Source organism: Listeria sp. Marseille-Q6474 (assembly GCF_946902005.1).
In the GTDB taxonomy this organism is placed as follows: domain Bacteria; phylum Bacillota; class Bacilli; order Lactobacillales; family Listeriaceae; genus Listeria; species Listeria innocua.
This window is the reverse complement of sequence record NZ_CAMPPS010000004.1, coordinates 21,148-36,382: the sequence shown is the minus strand read 5'-3', so window position 1 is coordinate 36,382 and position 15,235 is coordinate 21,148. Positions and strand designations below refer to the sequence as shown.

The window sequence follows — 15,235 nt, the reverse complement described above, 5'->3', positions numbered from 1 at the left end:
TGTAGTAACACTCCTTCTAAGACATCTTTTCTCATGATTCACTCTCCTTGGATAGTTTCACGAAAAAGAATATCAGATTTGTCATGTACCTACATTTTCGATGGCCCTTTTCCTACATTTTAATATGGCCCTTTACAATATGATCATACAAAACGGGTTGAAGAAAGTGAATTACGTCCAGGAGATCTTGTCTTTTACACAAAGACCTATAATGCAGGAAGGCCAGTAACACATGTTGCTTTTTACTTGGGAGATGGCAATGTTTTTCAAGCAAGTGGAAACAAAATTAATTACAGTTCGATAAATAATAGCTACTGGAGAGCGCATTTATATGGGTTTGGTAGAGTGGCAGAATTTAATTGAAAAGGAGTTTATTAAATGACAACAAGTAAGAGAATGTTAACCATATTTATCTTAACTATTTTACTTTTATCGATTATTTCATTTTGTTTTTTGTACGTGCAAGCTAATAGTAAGGTCGTTACTCAGAGAGAGATAATTAAAAAAATGAATATAAATTTACGAAATAGAAACGAAGAAAATATCACTTTAAAAGAAAGAAGTTTACAAAATAGTGATGATTCCGATCAAAAAAAAATCCATCTTTTTTTAGATAAATTTTTTGGTGAAATACAAAATTATACGGAAAAAGATTATGGAAAAAGATTTGATGGAATAGAAAATATGGCAAATGAATCTATTCTTCAAGAAATGAAAGGTGCTGGATCTGAAGTCGAAACGGCTTCCCACAATATTGAATTTGAAAATAAACTAACAGGTCTGACGGTTTATCAAGACCGTGAAAAGCCACTCCACTTTTTTATCAAAATGGAGCTAGAATATCATACAAAAACATTTGAAAACAAGTCCTATTTTTTAGCGGAAGTAACGTTACAAAAACAAAAAGAGGATTACTTCATGACGAATTACACCGCTTTAGGATCGATTCAACAAACAACGGAGGCCTAGTTATGGAAGAAGGAAGTTGGATAGAAAAAATTCAAAATTTGAATAAGAAAGATAAAAAAATATTTCAAACAAACAAAATTCTTCGGTTTAAAATCGGGATTATCTTATCGGCTTGTTTAGCTGTATTTTTCTTATCATCTAATTATTGGTGGGGAGATTATTCCCCGATTCAGCAAAGTCAGATTGGAGAGAAAGTGGACATTAACGGCACAAAATTTATTCTGCAAGATTGGAAATACAATCCAAATAAAAAGTCCATGCGCATCAAAATGTTTATTGATCCGAACGCAACTGACACTTATACCAACCAGTATAAAGTAAGTTTTGTGATGCGTGATTTAGAAAAAGAGGACGATGAAAATACACAAATTCACAGCAAAATATTGTATCAAGATGATCGATATTTGGTAGTAGAAGTCAGCGACTTACCGGAGAATTTTCAAAAAATGGTTGTCTATGTGGATGATGCTAATGAAGAAAATAACGAAGTTGCGCTTCAAACATTTTCAATCAGCAAGAGTGATGATAATGAAAAAATGGGTGGCTTCTCCGGAGATTATCGTAAGTTGAAAAAAGTGAAAAACTGGACCAGTGAAACAACGTTTGCCTACAAAAAAGAAGGACTCCGTTTTCAAATAATGTTCTTAGAAAACAACATAGCGAAGAAAGATATGCAAATCAAAAAGCTGGAAGAAAAAAACCAGATTATTCATGAAAAGCAACAAGATTTGGAGGCGAGCAAAACTCACAAAACACCGGAAGAACAGACTAATATCACTTATGAAATCCATAGCTTGGATGACACTATCAATGATAATAAATCTTCGATATCGAGTAAAGAAGCGAATATCGCTGCTTTGGAAGAACAAATAAAAGCGATGAAGAACCAGATCCAATCACTTATCGAGATAGGTAAATAAAGCTACGGTAAAACCACCGGGAGCATGTCTTAGGATATACGGTAAAACCACCGGTTGTAGGCTAAATATATACGGTGGAACCACCGTAAGTAAGGAAATAAGACCTACGGTAAAACCACCGTAAAAAGCTTACAGCATGACCCCACCGTTTCCTCGCCTCTGGCGAGCCTCCAAACACTGTTTGGGGGCAAAAACACATTATGCTCTTATCCATTTACTTCGTAAAATTGGATAACCCTTTTTAGACAGTGGATAATCATAATTGATTATTCATTGTTTAAAAGGCTCATAACTCTTGTTTTTTAAAAATAAAAGAAACCGGGGATCCGGGTTCTTCCGGGTACGATTTCGCTGTAGGCGATGTCGTACGGTCTTCAAATGAAAGGGGTGGAATTATTTGGCAGAAGTAAAAATTCGTGATCTAGATGCAGCTGTCGTTAAGCAATTAGATCAATTAGCTCGTGAAAAAAAGATGTCGCGCGAAAGTTTTCTGCGGCAATTTCTGACGAGCATTGCTGCATTGGAGGAAAGCAATCATCTTATTGGAAAACAAGAAGAGGCGTTCCAAAAAATGACAATAGGAATCATCGAATTAACGAAAGATGTTCGACAATTATTAACAGAAATTCGTGAATAGGGGGATATAACATGGCGAGAAAAGAATTTCACATCACCGATCAAAATGCAACTTATATCAAAGAGATTAAGAAAGAACTAGGATTTAAAAGTGAAGGGAAAACAATCAATTATATTATTCAAACATTCGCCGAAAAACAACGTGATTTTTCGCTTGCTAAATTTATGGAAGACCACTATGAAGAAAATAGAAAATTAACTACACGCATACGATTAGGTGTCAACTCCGCAGAAAAAACAACACAAGAAATCAAGGAAATGTTAAATAACTATTTCCTATTCAATCGAGAACCAGAGGAAGCATTTTTCCCAATTGAAAAAGACAAACACTTCATCACACAAAAAGCAGAAGAAGAAGTGCAACGACGATTTAAAATTATGCGTGATAAAACGAAAGAAGCTAGCAGGAAAAAACAAAAAGACCCTGTAATTCCGGAGCCGGTTCATGAGTAAAATAACAGCAGGTATTGTATTAAAGACAAAATTTATTGTTCCGAATAGTCCATTAAACAAGTCGAAACAATATTGGCCAAATTATATCAAATATATTGATCGTGATGAAGCCGTTCGTAATGCGCATTATAAAGAATTTAGTTTGATTGGTAATGAAGAAGAACGTGCAGAAGAAGATAAGGAACGGAATAAAAAATATATTGATTATATGGGCAATCCGCAAAAAACATCTGGCTTATTTACAGAGGGAAAAACAAGACTGACAGCAGCTGAAAAGAAAAAATATAAATCGGCTTTTCAAACTGCCCAAGATAATAATAGTGTTATGTTTCAGCATGTTATCAGTTTTGATAATGATTGGTTAGCGAAACAAGGTATTTATGATCCGAGCATTGGCATGCTTGACGAAAAAAGATTGCAACAAGTAACCAGCGCTACGATGAAAAGCTTTTTGCGTAAAGAAGAAATGGACGGGAGTGCCATTTGGTTAGCAGCAATCCATAAAAACACTAAACACTTTCATGTCCATATTTCTGTGACGGAACCAACCCCAACTCGTAAATTCTATTCCAATAAAAAACGACCAGAGTTGGAAAAAGGAACTGATGGAAAGCCAGTAAGAGATGGACGTATGGCACCCGCAACAAGGAGAGCTGTAAGGAGTACGGTTTATAGTGAAATTGCGCAGCCTGGTGTTTTTTACCAGCGAATTGATGACTATGCGAAAGCACAACTTCTTACGCCACTTCGTGAATCAAAAGAAGCCCTTCGATCAGAAGAAAACGTTGCTTTATTTTTTGAGCTACACCAAATGTATAAGGCACATTCAGGTCAATGGAATTATGGAAACTTAAATAAGCATCCAGCAAAAAAGGTGGTTGATCAAATCACAACGAATTATTTAATGCAGCATCATCCAGAAGAGATGCAAGTATTTCGTAAAGCGTGGGAACATGAAGGGAAATTGCAGCAAGAAGCTAATGGAGAGAAAACAGAATTTAATATACACACCTATTTAGAGAGTAAGGATGAAAAATTATATAAGCAATTAGGGAATCAAGTTCTTCAGGAAGTAAAAAAATATGATCGCTCGAATGGCGAGTCTAAAGCTAGTGGCCATTATTTAGATCAGCAGGGGAACTTAAAAGTGACCGGAAGGTTAACACCAAAAGATAAACTTGAGAGATATCGACGTCGCCGGGGATCTGTGATTTATCAATTGAAAAAGATGGATTATGAGTTAGATAATTCCTATAAAAAGTGGAAGAATGACCGGGCCTTTGAAGAACTTGAACAAGAAATGGAAAGGGAAAAATCAGTTCATAGAGGATAGGAGCTAAAGGATGCAAAAAAGAAATAGAACAAGAAAGAAAATACGGCCAAAACGGAAAACATGTTTGATAGAACCAGATGATATTTGTGTAACCACGGTCATGTATCAAGAAGAGACGAACAGGAAAGTGAGACCAGTAGTAGTTCTTGAGATTGATAAAGAAAAAGAAATTGCCTGGTGTCATAAAATGACGACAAAACCAAAAGGGATTCCTTTAAGGAGGTGGATCGAAGAAGGACTTTTCAAACCAACCTTTGTGGACAATCGGATGGTTATTCCAGTGAAAATGAAAGGGATGGTCCGTATAGGCGTGCTGCATCCAGAGGATAAAAGCAGCCTAAATTCATGTACAACGCTTGGGATTACGCTATAATGAAAAGGAGGTGAGAAGAATGCATACAAATCCACGGTTACCTAACGAATATTTACAAGATGTATTGGTACGCTTAGCTCATCATTCCAGTGCGATTGAAGGGAACACGATATCGCTCGCCGATACGGTGTCTATTATCTTGCATAATAAAGTGACGGGGAAAGAAAGTTACGATCTTCGGGAAATTTATGAAGTGAAAAACCATGAACAAGCCTTTGCTTATGTGATGGAAGAGATAGAAGCATTACGACCGATCAGTGTTCCAACAATCAAACAGATCCATGCGTATTTAACGGATCGACTGCAGTATGATCATGGCGAGTTCAAAGCGAGTGCCAATGCGATACTTGGTGCAGATTTCCAGACGGCGAGTCCACAAGAGACCCCCTTACTCGTGCAACAATGGGTAGATAATGTCAATTACCGTTTAGGAACGCATGAAGAAAGTTTGGAGAAAGAACCATCGAAAGATGATAAGTTAGAAACTATTCTGGAAAGCCATATTGACTTTGAACGTATCCATCCATTCAGTGATGGAAACGGACGAACAGGACGTATGGTGATGAATTATTTATTGATGGAAAATGATTTTCCACCATTGATTATCAAGGCAGAAGAAAAGGCGGTCTACATGACGTATCTAGCCAATCAAGATGTTTCGGGCTTCCATACATTTGCGCAACTGAAGCTGGCTCAAGAAAAAGAACGGGTAGATCAGTTTAGATCTACGGAAAAAGAACAAATCCAGTTGCCAAAAAAGCAAAAGGATGATTTAGAACGATAAAAGGTTCCTTACGTCAGTGAGGAGTTTTTTTCAAAAATAATTAGATAGCTAGGAACTTCCTACAAAGGAAGTTCTTTTTTTGTGCCAAATTATAAAAGGAGTGGTAAATACAATGAAATATGAAGAAGAAAAACATCCATTATTTAACCAAGAAGCATTAGATCAATATGTGGAAGATACTTCCCAATATTATACCGAAAACATGAAAAATGCGATGCACTTATGGCCCAATGGTAAAATGACAAGTTCCACCTATGAGGGAGTGAGGGGGGACGACCATCAAGTGATTTCCAATTACTTTGATAATATCGACATGCCAGAACTGACAAAACTAAAACGAAGTGAGGTAATGAAAGTTGCGGCTGAAGGTGTGGAGTTTTGATTGTAGTTCCAGAGACAGAAAAAATATTGAAAGCGAAAAATCAAGTCCTTACAGATAAACAAATTCAAGTTGTGTGTAAAAATAACTTCGAGTTGGACTACTTCAGTGAAGGTATCGTGCTTACAAAAGAAAAATTGGAGGCTTATGGTGTGACGGAAGCACAGATACAAAACCTTGCAGCTAAAAATCAAGCAGCTAAGGAGAATAAAGCCTTGCAATTAGGAGAGGTAGAAAAAAGTGTAGAGGATCTAGAAAGGTAAGAAAAAGAACCTCCCTGGTACTGGGGGGGTTCTTTTTTAATTTGGATACAAAGTTTCAACGGTATCAACCAATATTTTAATTTTCGCGATTTCTTCTTCGCTTCTCAAATTTAGGGATAGTAACCATTGCTTTAAGGACAAATCGTTCCATACTTTGTCTTCCTGAACATAACCGACTAATTCATCTATCGATAGATGGAAGTAAGTGGCAAGACGGATCAGCTTTTCAATATCTGGTTTTGTTTCACCACTCATGTAGTAAGCGACGGTTCGTGTTTGAACGTTTAATAATTCAGCAATTTGATGATTTTTGAGACCATGTTCTTTTTTTAATCTCGAAAGATTTTCAGCAAATTGGTGTTGAATAGTCATGGTGCTCCCTCCTTTATTTAACGTTTTAAGTATAACAAAAATTTCTAAAAAGAAAAGATATTTCCTTATTCTATAAAAAAGAATGTAATTATCACTTGAAAATGAAATTAAATAAGTATATTATGAATTTAAGAAATATAATTTCCTTTTTATAGGAAAAGGAGTGAAGACAAATGTCTATCATACAAGGATTTTTAGATATATGTGATCGGATCGCTTACTTCTTTGGAGAATTAGTTAGTATCATTGTTACAAGCATTTTACTTGTGATTGAAAACGTATTTACTGCTTTATATTATGCGTATCAAGCAAGCGGTCAGATGAAATGGGCATGGTGGACGGTTATGACTATATTAGCTTGTATGATTGTCGTATTTATCATTCGCTATTTTATTATTGTCGCAGTAGCTACGCTGTTTTTGGTCCCTTTAATGGCTTTTTTTGTCAAAGCCTTTTTGACAATCGTTGTAGCTACCTTTCTACTTACGATTGTTTTTATTATCATTTATAAAGGCAAAACGAGCATTTCAAAATGGATGAGAGCAAGAAGGAGTCAGCAAGAAGGAGCATAAGACATGAACGAAGAAACTAGAAAAAAGAAAAAAAGACCTTCACTTACCACACTTTACGAAGGAACGATGAAGGAAATTACGAGCAATGAGAACCGTTACATCGAATTTTTGAATTTCGCCAGCAGGGTGCATAAATATAGCTTTGATGAACAGCTGCTTTTATATGCACAAAAACAAGATGTCCACATGGTAGCGACATTTGATATTTGGAAAAAGCTTGGTCGGTTTGTGAAACGCGGATCTACTGCAGCGCTTCTATTTGATTACACGACACAACAAAGAAAGTATGTCTTTGATATATCCGAAACAGGCGGAGAACCCCTTCAGGTATTTGATTGGCAGTTACTTGATAATGACAAAAATGATTTACTTCGATATTGGAACACATATGAAAAACAGAGTGGTATGCTTGTCAATTGGGAAGATGGCATTCACGCAAAAATAGCTTCCTATCAAAAACCAATAGGTGATCAGATTCATCCGTTTTTTGTAAAAGATATTGAAGTGGTTGCAGCGTATATCATCTATCAACGAACAAATACACTAATACCAGAGGATTTACTACTAGATGTACAGAGCGTTTTACAGATTGGGAAAAGAGATAATACGTTACTGGAGATACAACATTTTGCCAATTTAACCGCAAAGGAATTTTTACAAGATGTGGAACGCATTTTAAATAATGAACTGAAAAAAGAGAGGGTGCTTTACCATGACAGAATCAAATTTGAAGATGAGTTATCGCGAAGAGAATGGCAACCTGCTTCCAGAGATAGAAACGTCAGAAGAAATGATGCCGATTGGAAAGATCGGGAAGCTGATCCAATTGAAATGGGAGAAAGAAAAATCGCTTCAAGTGATGAAATGGAAGTTAAACGGAAATTATCTTCAGGAAGTGAAACGAATGGAAATTCAAGTGCAAGACAAGATCAACCAGTATTACGAGAAACTCGTGACGAAAGAAAGCTTACCGACCGAGATGGAACCATTAGCGAGAGCGAAGCGTCTGAAATCGCTTCGGATGCAAGCAGAGGAGATCATTCTGAACCAACTATAGTAGAAGAAGTAAAAGAATCTGAGCGATCAGGTTCTTTTTTTATGCCTGTCAGTGAGCGAGGAGAACAAGTCGATTTATTTGCAGAAGAAACAAACTACATGGAAGATCCAGGAATTTCTTATTTAGAAGATAATGAGGAAGAATCGGTAGAGAACTTTCGCTTTGCGGATACATTCACCTTTCCAAGTGGTCCAAAAGCTAAATTTCAAGCGAATATTGCAGCCATTCGCTTGCTGCATCGATTAGAAACGGAGAATCGGTTCGCTAATAGCGAAGAACGCAATATATTAGCGCAATACTCCGGTTGGGGTGGACTTGCGGATGCTTTTGATGAAAACAAGCTAGCGTTTCAAAAAGAATATCTCGAACTGAAGGAGTTACTAACACCTGAAGAATATCAAGCAGCATTTGAAGGAACTTTAACGACCTACTATACAGAACCTGCTTTGATCGATCGCATGTACCAAGTTCTTCAAGGCCTAAATGTAGAACCCGAAAAAATTTTGGAACCATCGATGGGGATAGGTCACTTCTTTGGTCGGTTGCCTAAGGCCTATCAAACTGCTTCTTTAACTGGTGTGGAAATTGATAAGTTATCCGGTAGAATAGCAAAAAAATTATACCCGAAAGCAGCTATTCAATTAAAAGGCTTTGAAGAAATGAATAGCCAATCTAATACCTTTGATATTGCGATTGGGAATATTCCTTTTAATGACTTTAATGTGACCGATAAATCCAAACGATATCCGCATAAATTGATCCATGATTATTTCTTTGAGAAAAGTTTAGATCTCGTCAAGCCAGGAGGATATATTCTTTTTGTTACCAGCAAAGGAACAATGGATAAGAAAGATAGTCGAGCGCGCCATTATTTAGCGCAACGAGCTGATTTAATAAGTGCAGTAAGGTTACCAAATACAGCATTTTCCGGATTGGGTGGGACAAAAGCAACCACTGATATCCTGCTTCTTCAAAAGCTAGAAAAAGAACGATCTGTGGTGGAAGATATTCCAGAATGGGTGCAAACAACAGGATTTCAAGATAGTCAAGGAAGAATTAACACGTATTTTTACAATCATCCAGAAAAAGTCTTAGGGGAATTGAAGCTATCTGGCATGTATGGTGGACAAAAGGTCATTGAATGTGTGCCAAAAGCGAACCAAGATTGGTTGGTCGAATTAGATAAATGGGCAGTAAGCATGAAGACAGGAAGCAGCAACACAAGAACAATACCTAAAAAATTGGAAACTGTAGAAGCATCAGAAGAAATTATTGAGGAATTGACAGAAATGGATTTGCAAGAAGGTGATGAAATACCTGGACATATTCGGAATGATACGTTTTTCGTGCATCAGGATAAGGTCTATTATCATCATAATGGGCGAGGAGAAACCGTTGAGGTTTCAAAAGGGATGCAAGATCGCATTAAAAAGATGTGTCAAGTGCGACAAGCCTTGATAAACATTATTGATTTGCAACTTCGTCCTTCCTACCAAGCAGCTGAACTGGAGAAACGTCTTTCTGTGCTGAATCAAGTATACGATACCTTTACCGAAAAATATGGTTTTTTTCACGATACATCGAACCAACGTGCTTTCTTTGATGATGATCAGCTGGCACTTTTGGAATCTATTGAGATCCAAGAAAAGCCCGGCGTTTATGCGAAAGGGAGAATTTTCAGAGAAGCAACGATTCGTCCAATCGTAGAGGTGGAGCGTGTACAATCAGCAGAAGAAGCATTGCAGCTGTCCCTTAGTGGGGTCCCAAGCGCCTACGGGAAATTTGTATCGATAAGGATTACAAATTCCCGTAATATCAACGTTTGACGACTCTCTATTTTTCTATGTTTAATTTTCTCAACCTCTTGGGAATAGATAACAAATCAAATTTGTATTCACCAAGAAACGTAATATGCTCCCAATTAATAGGAGAAATATGGTTCATATAGTTGGTTACTTCTGGATCTATTTTCACTAGATAATCATAGGCTTCTTGTAAATAGACGGCGTTCCATATACTAATAGCATTTATTAAAACATTTAGTGCACTTGCACTTTGAAGTTGCCGACGAATATCACGTTCCATGAATTTACCTCGGCGACCAAAAAATAGTTCTTTTGCCAAAGCATTTACGGCTTCCGTTTTATTCAAACCATGGGTAATCTTACGTCTTAAGCTATCATCTGTCACATAATCTATCATGAAAATACTCTTCTCAATCCGTCCCAATTCTCTTAAAGCGGTAGCTACCTTATTTTTTCGTGCGTAAGAACCTAGCTTTCCTAAAATTAGCGAACTTGAGACTTTACCAGTTTGAATGGAATAAGCGATTCGTTTAATTTCTTCGTAACTTTCATCAATGGTTTTTATATTGATCCTACCACTGATGAGCCCTAATAAATCAGGGTATTCTGAAGTTGGCTTTATAGAAAATAATTGAGACTTTTTTATATTCCTAATACGGGGTTCAAAATGAAACCCTAGTAAAGCCGTCATACCAAACACTTGATCTGTATAACCATTTGTGTCAGTGAAGTGTTCTTCAATATCTAAATCTGTTTCGTGGTAAAGCAAGCCATCTAATGTATGAGTCGCTTCTCTCGTGTTGGTCGAAACAACTTCAACATGATGTGAGGTATTTCTGTCATTGATTGACCGAATCATTGTGGCGCCTTTCTCTAAGCTTTTATAATGTGGATTCACGTCAGCCTTAATGGCGGATACACCTACTGGTACACGCATTCCATCGGAAGCACTCGTTTTACCTTCTCCCCAAAAATCAGCTATAGGAATTCCTAATTGAAAATTAACCAAAATAGATTGGGCACAGGTTAAGGCTTCTTTATAAAACCGCCATTGTTTAGTATTCGCCAATTGAGGATAAGTAATTCCGGGGGTGGATTGGGCCATTTTCTCAAGCCCAATATTCATTCCTAATCCTAATAAAGTGGCAAAAACAATTTTCTTTTCTCGTTCATTTGGCGGATTTCCAGTTGAATCATGGATAAATTCTTGCGAAAATTGAGTCCAGCTATCCACTTCTATTAATAGGTCACTTAATCTTATTTTGGGAATCATTGAATAAAGTTTTTTTCTATATTCCTCTGCTTCATCTGGTGTAACTTTCTCCAATTTTTTTAGCACCATTTTGGCTGAACTTTTGCCAGAATTCGAATAATATTGTAGTTGTGAGTCCAATATTGCGCCCCTAGAAGTCAAATAATCATCAAATGTATCTGGAATAGTGAGTGAGTTAACGCAAGCATCGGAACTGATTAAGTAATCATCAATGTTTCGATGGGCTAAGCTTCCTTCTACCGAAATATTTCCTGATCTAGGGGTAGCGTCAGGAAAATGCGGATTTACAACGCTAAGCCTATTTTCCTGACGAATCCCTCGTTTTTAACAACGTTAAGAAAGTTTTAGTGGTCTTAAAGAATCTAATGAGACTACTTTCTCTGAATTAAAATGGTATTCTCCTAGTAAATTAATATGTTCCCAACCTAAGGGCGACATATGGTGTAACAAATCTTCATTAAAGCTACCTGTCTGTTTTTTATATTCAACTGCTGTTGTTAGGTGGAGAGTATTCCAAATACTTATAGCATTGATAATTATGTTTAAAGCACTGGCTCTTTGCAATTGATGCTGTATGGTTCGTTCCCTAAGCTCTCCTTGTTTTCCGAAGAATATGGCTCTTGCCAGTCCATTCATGGCTTCTCCTTTATTCAATCCTCTTTGTATTTTTCTTCTTAGTGATTCATCCGAAATGTAATTTAGAATAAAGATTGTTTTTTCGATTCTTCCCATCTCACGTAAGGCTGTAGCTAAGCTATTTTGTCTTGAATAAGAACCTAACTTCCCCATAATTAGGGACGCTGAGACTGTTCCTTCTCTTATTGAATGGGCTAAACGCAAAACATCCTCATAATTTTCTCCAATGACCCTTGTATTTATCTGTCCACGTAAAATAGCTTCTAGCTTTGGATACTCACTTGCTTTATCTATTGTAAATAATTTCGAGTCCGATAAATCTCTTATTCTTGGGGCAAATTTAAATCCTAATAAATGAGTCAATCCGAAGATTTGATCTGTATAACCGGCTGTGTCTGTATAATGCTCTTCTATGTTTAGATCCGTTTCATGGTGCAATAAACCATCCAAAACATGAATCGCATCCCTTGAATTTGTATGAATAATCTTAGTGTAGTAAGAAGAGAATTGATCACTCGTAAATCGGTAGATGGTGGCTCCTTTTCCAGTCCCGTAATGTGGGTTTGCATCTGCATGAAGTGATGAAACACCTAGCTGCATTCTCATACCATCTGACGAGGATGTTGTACCGTCGCCCCAATAGGAGGACAATTGTAATTTATGATGGAAATTTACTAATATGGCTTGGGCTTTATTCATTGCATCTTCATACATGCGCCATTGAGATACATTGGCCAATTGCTTATATGTAAGTCCGGGTGTTGCTTCAGCCATCTTGCTTAAACCAATATTCATTCCCATTCCTAAAAGGGTAGCCATAATAATAATCGTTTCTTCTTTATCCGGTTTTCGATTATTGGAAGCATGAGTGAATTGCTCATGAAATCCTGTTATATGAGCAACATCCATGAGTAAATCAGTTAATTTTATTCTTGGTAGCATTTGATAAAGACTTGCACTAAACTTTTTTGCTTCTTCTGGAACATCTTTTTCTAAGCGTGCAAGTGACAGCTTTCCTTTTTCGAAAGAAACCCCGTCTAACTTGTTGGAATTGGCAGCTAACCACTGTAACCTATTGTTAAGGCTATTGGTTCTCTCCGTCATATAATCTTCGAATGATAAACTAACCGATAATCTAGTATTTTCCTTCGTTTGATTCCATGTATCTTCTGAAAACAAATATTCCTCAAAATCTCTGTATTGTTTGCTACCAACAATGGAAACATCTCCTGCCCGAACATGTTCCCGAAGTTCTGTTAAAACAGCCATTTCATAGTAATGACGATTGATTGTTGTACCATCATCCTCATATAAATGCTTTTTCCAACGTTTTGAAATAAAATCTACAGGTGAGTCATCAGGTACTTTTCGTTTCCCAGATTCATTCATTCCTCGGATAATCTCTACAGCTTTTAAAAGTGACTCATTTGCCTTTGTAGAATGAAATTCCAATACCTTTAATAGCGTTGGCGTATATTTTCTCAGTGAATAAAATCGTTTTTGCAGTAAATCTAAATAATCATAGTCTGCAGGACGTGCAAGCTCTTGAGCTTCTTCCACCGAAGAGACAAAAGAATTCCATTCAATAACAGATTCTAAAACCTCAAAAACGTCTAATTTTTCCTGCTTCGCCTTAATTAAGGCTTGTCCGATGTTCGTAAAGTGTATAACCTTCTCATTCAGCTTTTTACCGTTTTGTTTCTGAATTTCTTCTTGATCCTTACGGCCTTTTGATAACAGACTAAGTATTTGTCTGTCATGAATTTCAAAAGCTTTATCCGTTAATTCCTGAGTAAGATGTAATAAATAGACGGTTAATATCGAATATCGTTTATTTTCTTGAAAGTCACGGAATGCATAAGGCTCATATCTAGAACCTAAGCGAGATAGCTGCAGCAGGCGATTGCGATGCAAATGACTAATTTGTACCGTTTCTAATTCCATTCCCCGTATGTATTCAAGTCGTTCTATTACTTTTAGAAATGTTTCGGGTGAGGGGTGTTCGGGTGGTTCCTTTAACCAACCCAATATTGTTTTATTGGATTCTGATGGATGTTGTAACGTAATAACTTCCTCAAGCTTTTCCTTTTGCTCATTTGTAAGAGATTGACTCAACGTATAAAATAGCTTCTTTTCAGCCATTGCCCTTGCCTCCCACACCATTCTCTCAAGTGTAGTAAAAGCAGGCAGAATGATTTTGCTTTTTCTTAGAAAAGATATGCATTCATGTAGTAGATGCATGGCATCGCCATTTTCCAAAGCTAATTGATGAAGATGCTTAAATGTCATTCGATATTCTTTTAGAGTAAAATTTACAAAGGCGTATTCACTTCGAATTTCTTTCAAATGATCCCAAAGTGTATTTTCTCTTTGAGGATAAAGACTAAGCGAAGATGGAGTGGCACTGATTTGTTTCGATATATAATGTATGACCGAATCCGGAATGTTTTTGATATGGGTGTATGGCCAACCTGGATACCGGAGAACGGCTAATTGAACGGCGAACCCTAAACGGTTTTCTTCTCTCCTTCGTTTATTGATGATTTCTAAATCTCGTTTGGCAAAAGTATAGTAAGTTCCTAGTACCCACTCATCTTGAGGAATTTGCATTAGGGCTTGTCGCTGTTCCGGTGTAAGCAATTCTCTACCTCTTGCAATTTTCATTCAGTATCATCCCATTTCTGTAATTTTTCAATTTATTAGTTCAATTATATATCAATAGAGTGTACTCTATTGATACAAGTATAGTAGACTGATAAAATCATAGTTAAGAGTGTCTCATAAAACTTGTCTCAAAAACGAGGTGATATTTTGCGAAAAATTGGTTATATACGTGTCAGTTCGACTAGCCAAAATCCTTCAAGGCAATTTCAGCAATTAAACGAAATCGGTATGGATATTCTTTTTGAAGAAAAAGTTTCTGGTGCAACAAAGAATCGCGAGCAACTTCAAAAAATGCTGGAGAATTTACAGGAAGGAGACATTATTTATGTAACAGACTTAACTCGGATCACTCGGAGTACGCAGGGCTTATTTGAATTAATTGATTTAATACGAAGGAAAAAGGCAAGCTTAAAATCACTCAAGGATACATGGCTAGATTTATCAGAGAATAATCCATACAGCCAATTCTTAATTACAGTAATGGCTGGTGTGAATCAATTAGAGCGTGATCTTATCCGTATGCGTCAACGTGAAGGGATTGAGCTAGCTAAGAAAGAAGGAAAGTTTAAGGGTCGTTTAAAGAAGTATCATAAAAATCACGCAGGAATGAATTATGCAGTAAAACTATATAAAGAAGGTGGTATGACTGTAAATCAAATTTGTGAGATTACTAATGTATCTAGGGCTTCATTATATAGAAAGCTATCGGAAGGAAACAAATAGTTTGTCCCGATTCTATCAAAAGG

General features: G+C 36.7%; 15 protein-coding genes and 2 pseudogenes. 14 read left to right on the top strand and 3 right to left on the bottom strand.

The genetic code is table 11. The features are described 5' to 3' along the window. Positions 1-150 precede the first annotated feature (150 nt). The 10 genes and pseudogenes from OC533_RS14845 to OC533_RS14800 all read left to right on the top strand — a co-directional run. Positions 151-363: pseudogene (locus OC533_RS14845) on the top strand (C40 family peptidase); the annotation flags it as partial. A gap of 15 nt (positions 364-378) precedes the next feature. Beyond that, on the top strand, positions 379-969 hold the full coding sequence (locus OC533_RS14840; RefSeq protein WP_012952169.1) for a hypothetical protein: 591 nt from the start codon (positions 379-381) through the stop codon (positions 967-969). A 2-nt stretch (positions 970-971) separates the two neighbouring features. Continuing rightward, positions 972-1,889, top strand: coding sequence for a hypothetical protein (locus tag OC533_RS14835; RefSeq protein WP_262265276.1), 918 nt, complete (start codon positions 972-974; stop codon positions 1,887-1,889). A gap of 397 nt (positions 1,890-2,286) precedes the next feature. Beyond that, positions 2,287-2,526 (top strand): hypothetical protein, encoded by a 240-nt coding sequence (locus OC533_RS14830; protein ID WP_003728492.1) that lies wholly within the window; start codon positions 2,287-2,289, stop codon positions 2,524-2,526. An 11-nt stretch (positions 2,527-2,537) separates the two neighbouring features. Continuing rightward, a complete protein-coding gene (locus tag OC533_RS14825) occupies positions 2,538-2,978 on the top strand; it encodes a hypothetical protein (protein ID WP_012952171.1) in 441 nt (146 codons plus the stop codon). Continuing rightward, positions 2,971-4,311 (top strand): MobP2 family relaxase, encoded by a 1,341-nt coding sequence (mobP2, locus tag OC533_RS14820; protein WP_023558802.1) that lies wholly within the window; start codon positions 2,971-2,973, stop codon positions 4,309-4,311. Before OC533_RS14825 ends, mobP2 begins: the two co-directional genes overlap by 8 nt. Positions 4,312-4,321: 10 nt before the next feature. Next, positions 4,322-4,684 (top strand): hypothetical protein, encoded by a 363-nt coding sequence (locus OC533_RS14815; protein ID WP_023558804.1) that lies wholly within the window; start codon positions 4,322-4,324, stop codon positions 4,682-4,684. Positions 4,685-4,748: 64 nt separating this feature from the next. Continuing rightward, positions 4,749-5,468, top strand: coding sequence for a Fic family protein (locus tag OC533_RS14810; protein WP_260445196.1), 720 nt, complete (start codon positions 4,749-4,751; stop codon positions 5,466-5,468). 112 nt (positions 5,469-5,580) lie between these two features. Continuing rightward, complete coding sequence (locus OC533_RS14805; protein WP_223196523.1) at positions 5,581-5,850, top strand: hypothetical protein; 270 nt, start codon at positions 5,581-5,583, stop codon at positions 5,848-5,850. Next, positions 5,847-6,110 carry a hypothetical protein gene (locus OC533_RS14800; protein WP_223196524.1) on the top strand — a complete coding sequence of 88 codons (264 nt, stop codon included), beginning with the start codon at positions 5,847-5,849 and terminating at the stop codon, positions 6,108-6,110. Before OC533_RS14805 ends, OC533_RS14800 begins: the two co-directional genes overlap by 4 nt. 36 nt (positions 6,111-6,146) lie before the next feature. Here the strand turns inward: OC533_RS14800 and OC533_RS14795 are convergent, their stop codons facing one another. After that, positions 6,147-6,482 carry a helix-turn-helix domain-containing protein gene (locus tag OC533_RS14795; RefSeq protein ID WP_003728486.1) on the bottom strand — a complete coding sequence of 112 codons (336 nt, stop codon included), beginning with the start codon at positions 6,480-6,482 and terminating at the stop codon, positions 6,147-6,149. A 173-nt stretch (positions 6,483-6,655) separates the two neighbouring features. Between OC533_RS14795 and OC533_RS14790 the strand changes: the two genes are divergently transcribed. The 3 genes from OC533_RS14790 to OC533_RS14930 all read left to right on the top strand — a co-directional run bounded on the left by OC533_RS14790 (position 6,656) and on the right by OC533_RS14930 (position 9,937). Next, positions 6,656-7,054, top strand: a complete 399-nt coding sequence (locus OC533_RS14790) for a hypothetical protein (RefSeq protein ID WP_061105936.1) — start codon at positions 6,656-6,658, stop codon at positions 7,052-7,054. Between the two features lie 712 nt (positions 7,055-7,766). Beyond that, a complete protein-coding gene (locus tag OC533_RS14935; RefSeq protein ID WP_012952173.1) occupies positions 7,767-8,111 on the top strand; it encodes a TnpV protein in 345 nt (114 codons plus the stop codon). Between the two features lie 41 nt (positions 8,112-8,152). Next, positions 8,153-9,937: an Eco57I restriction-modification methylase domain-containing protein gene (locus OC533_RS14930; protein WP_140933022.1), complete on the top strand. Its 1,785-nt coding sequence runs from the start codon at positions 8,153-8,155 to the stop codon at positions 9,935-9,937. A 7-nt stretch (positions 9,938-9,944) separates the two neighbouring features. Here the strand turns inward: OC533_RS14930 and OC533_RS14780 are convergent. Both OC533_RS14780 and OC533_RS14775 read right to left on the bottom strand, forming a co-directional pair. After that, positions 9,945-11,447 (bottom strand): annotated as a pseudogene (locus OC533_RS14780) (transposase); the annotation flags it as partial. Positions 11,448-11,522: 75 nt separating this feature from the next. Continuing rightward, positions 11,523-14,489 carry a Tn3 family transposase gene (locus OC533_RS14775; protein WP_262265275.1) on the bottom strand — a complete coding sequence of 989 codons (2,967 nt, stop codon included), beginning with the start codon at positions 14,487-14,489 and terminating at the stop codon, positions 11,523-11,525. A 147-nt stretch (positions 14,490-14,636) separates the two neighbouring features. Here OC533_RS14775 and OC533_RS14770 point away from each other — a divergent pair, with 147 nt between their 5' ends. Next, positions 14,637-15,212: a recombinase family protein gene (locus OC533_RS14770; protein WP_031670164.1), complete on the top strand. Its 576-nt coding sequence runs from the start codon at positions 14,637-14,639 to the stop codon at positions 15,210-15,212. The last annotated feature ends 23 nt before the right edge of the window (positions 15,213-15,235 follow it).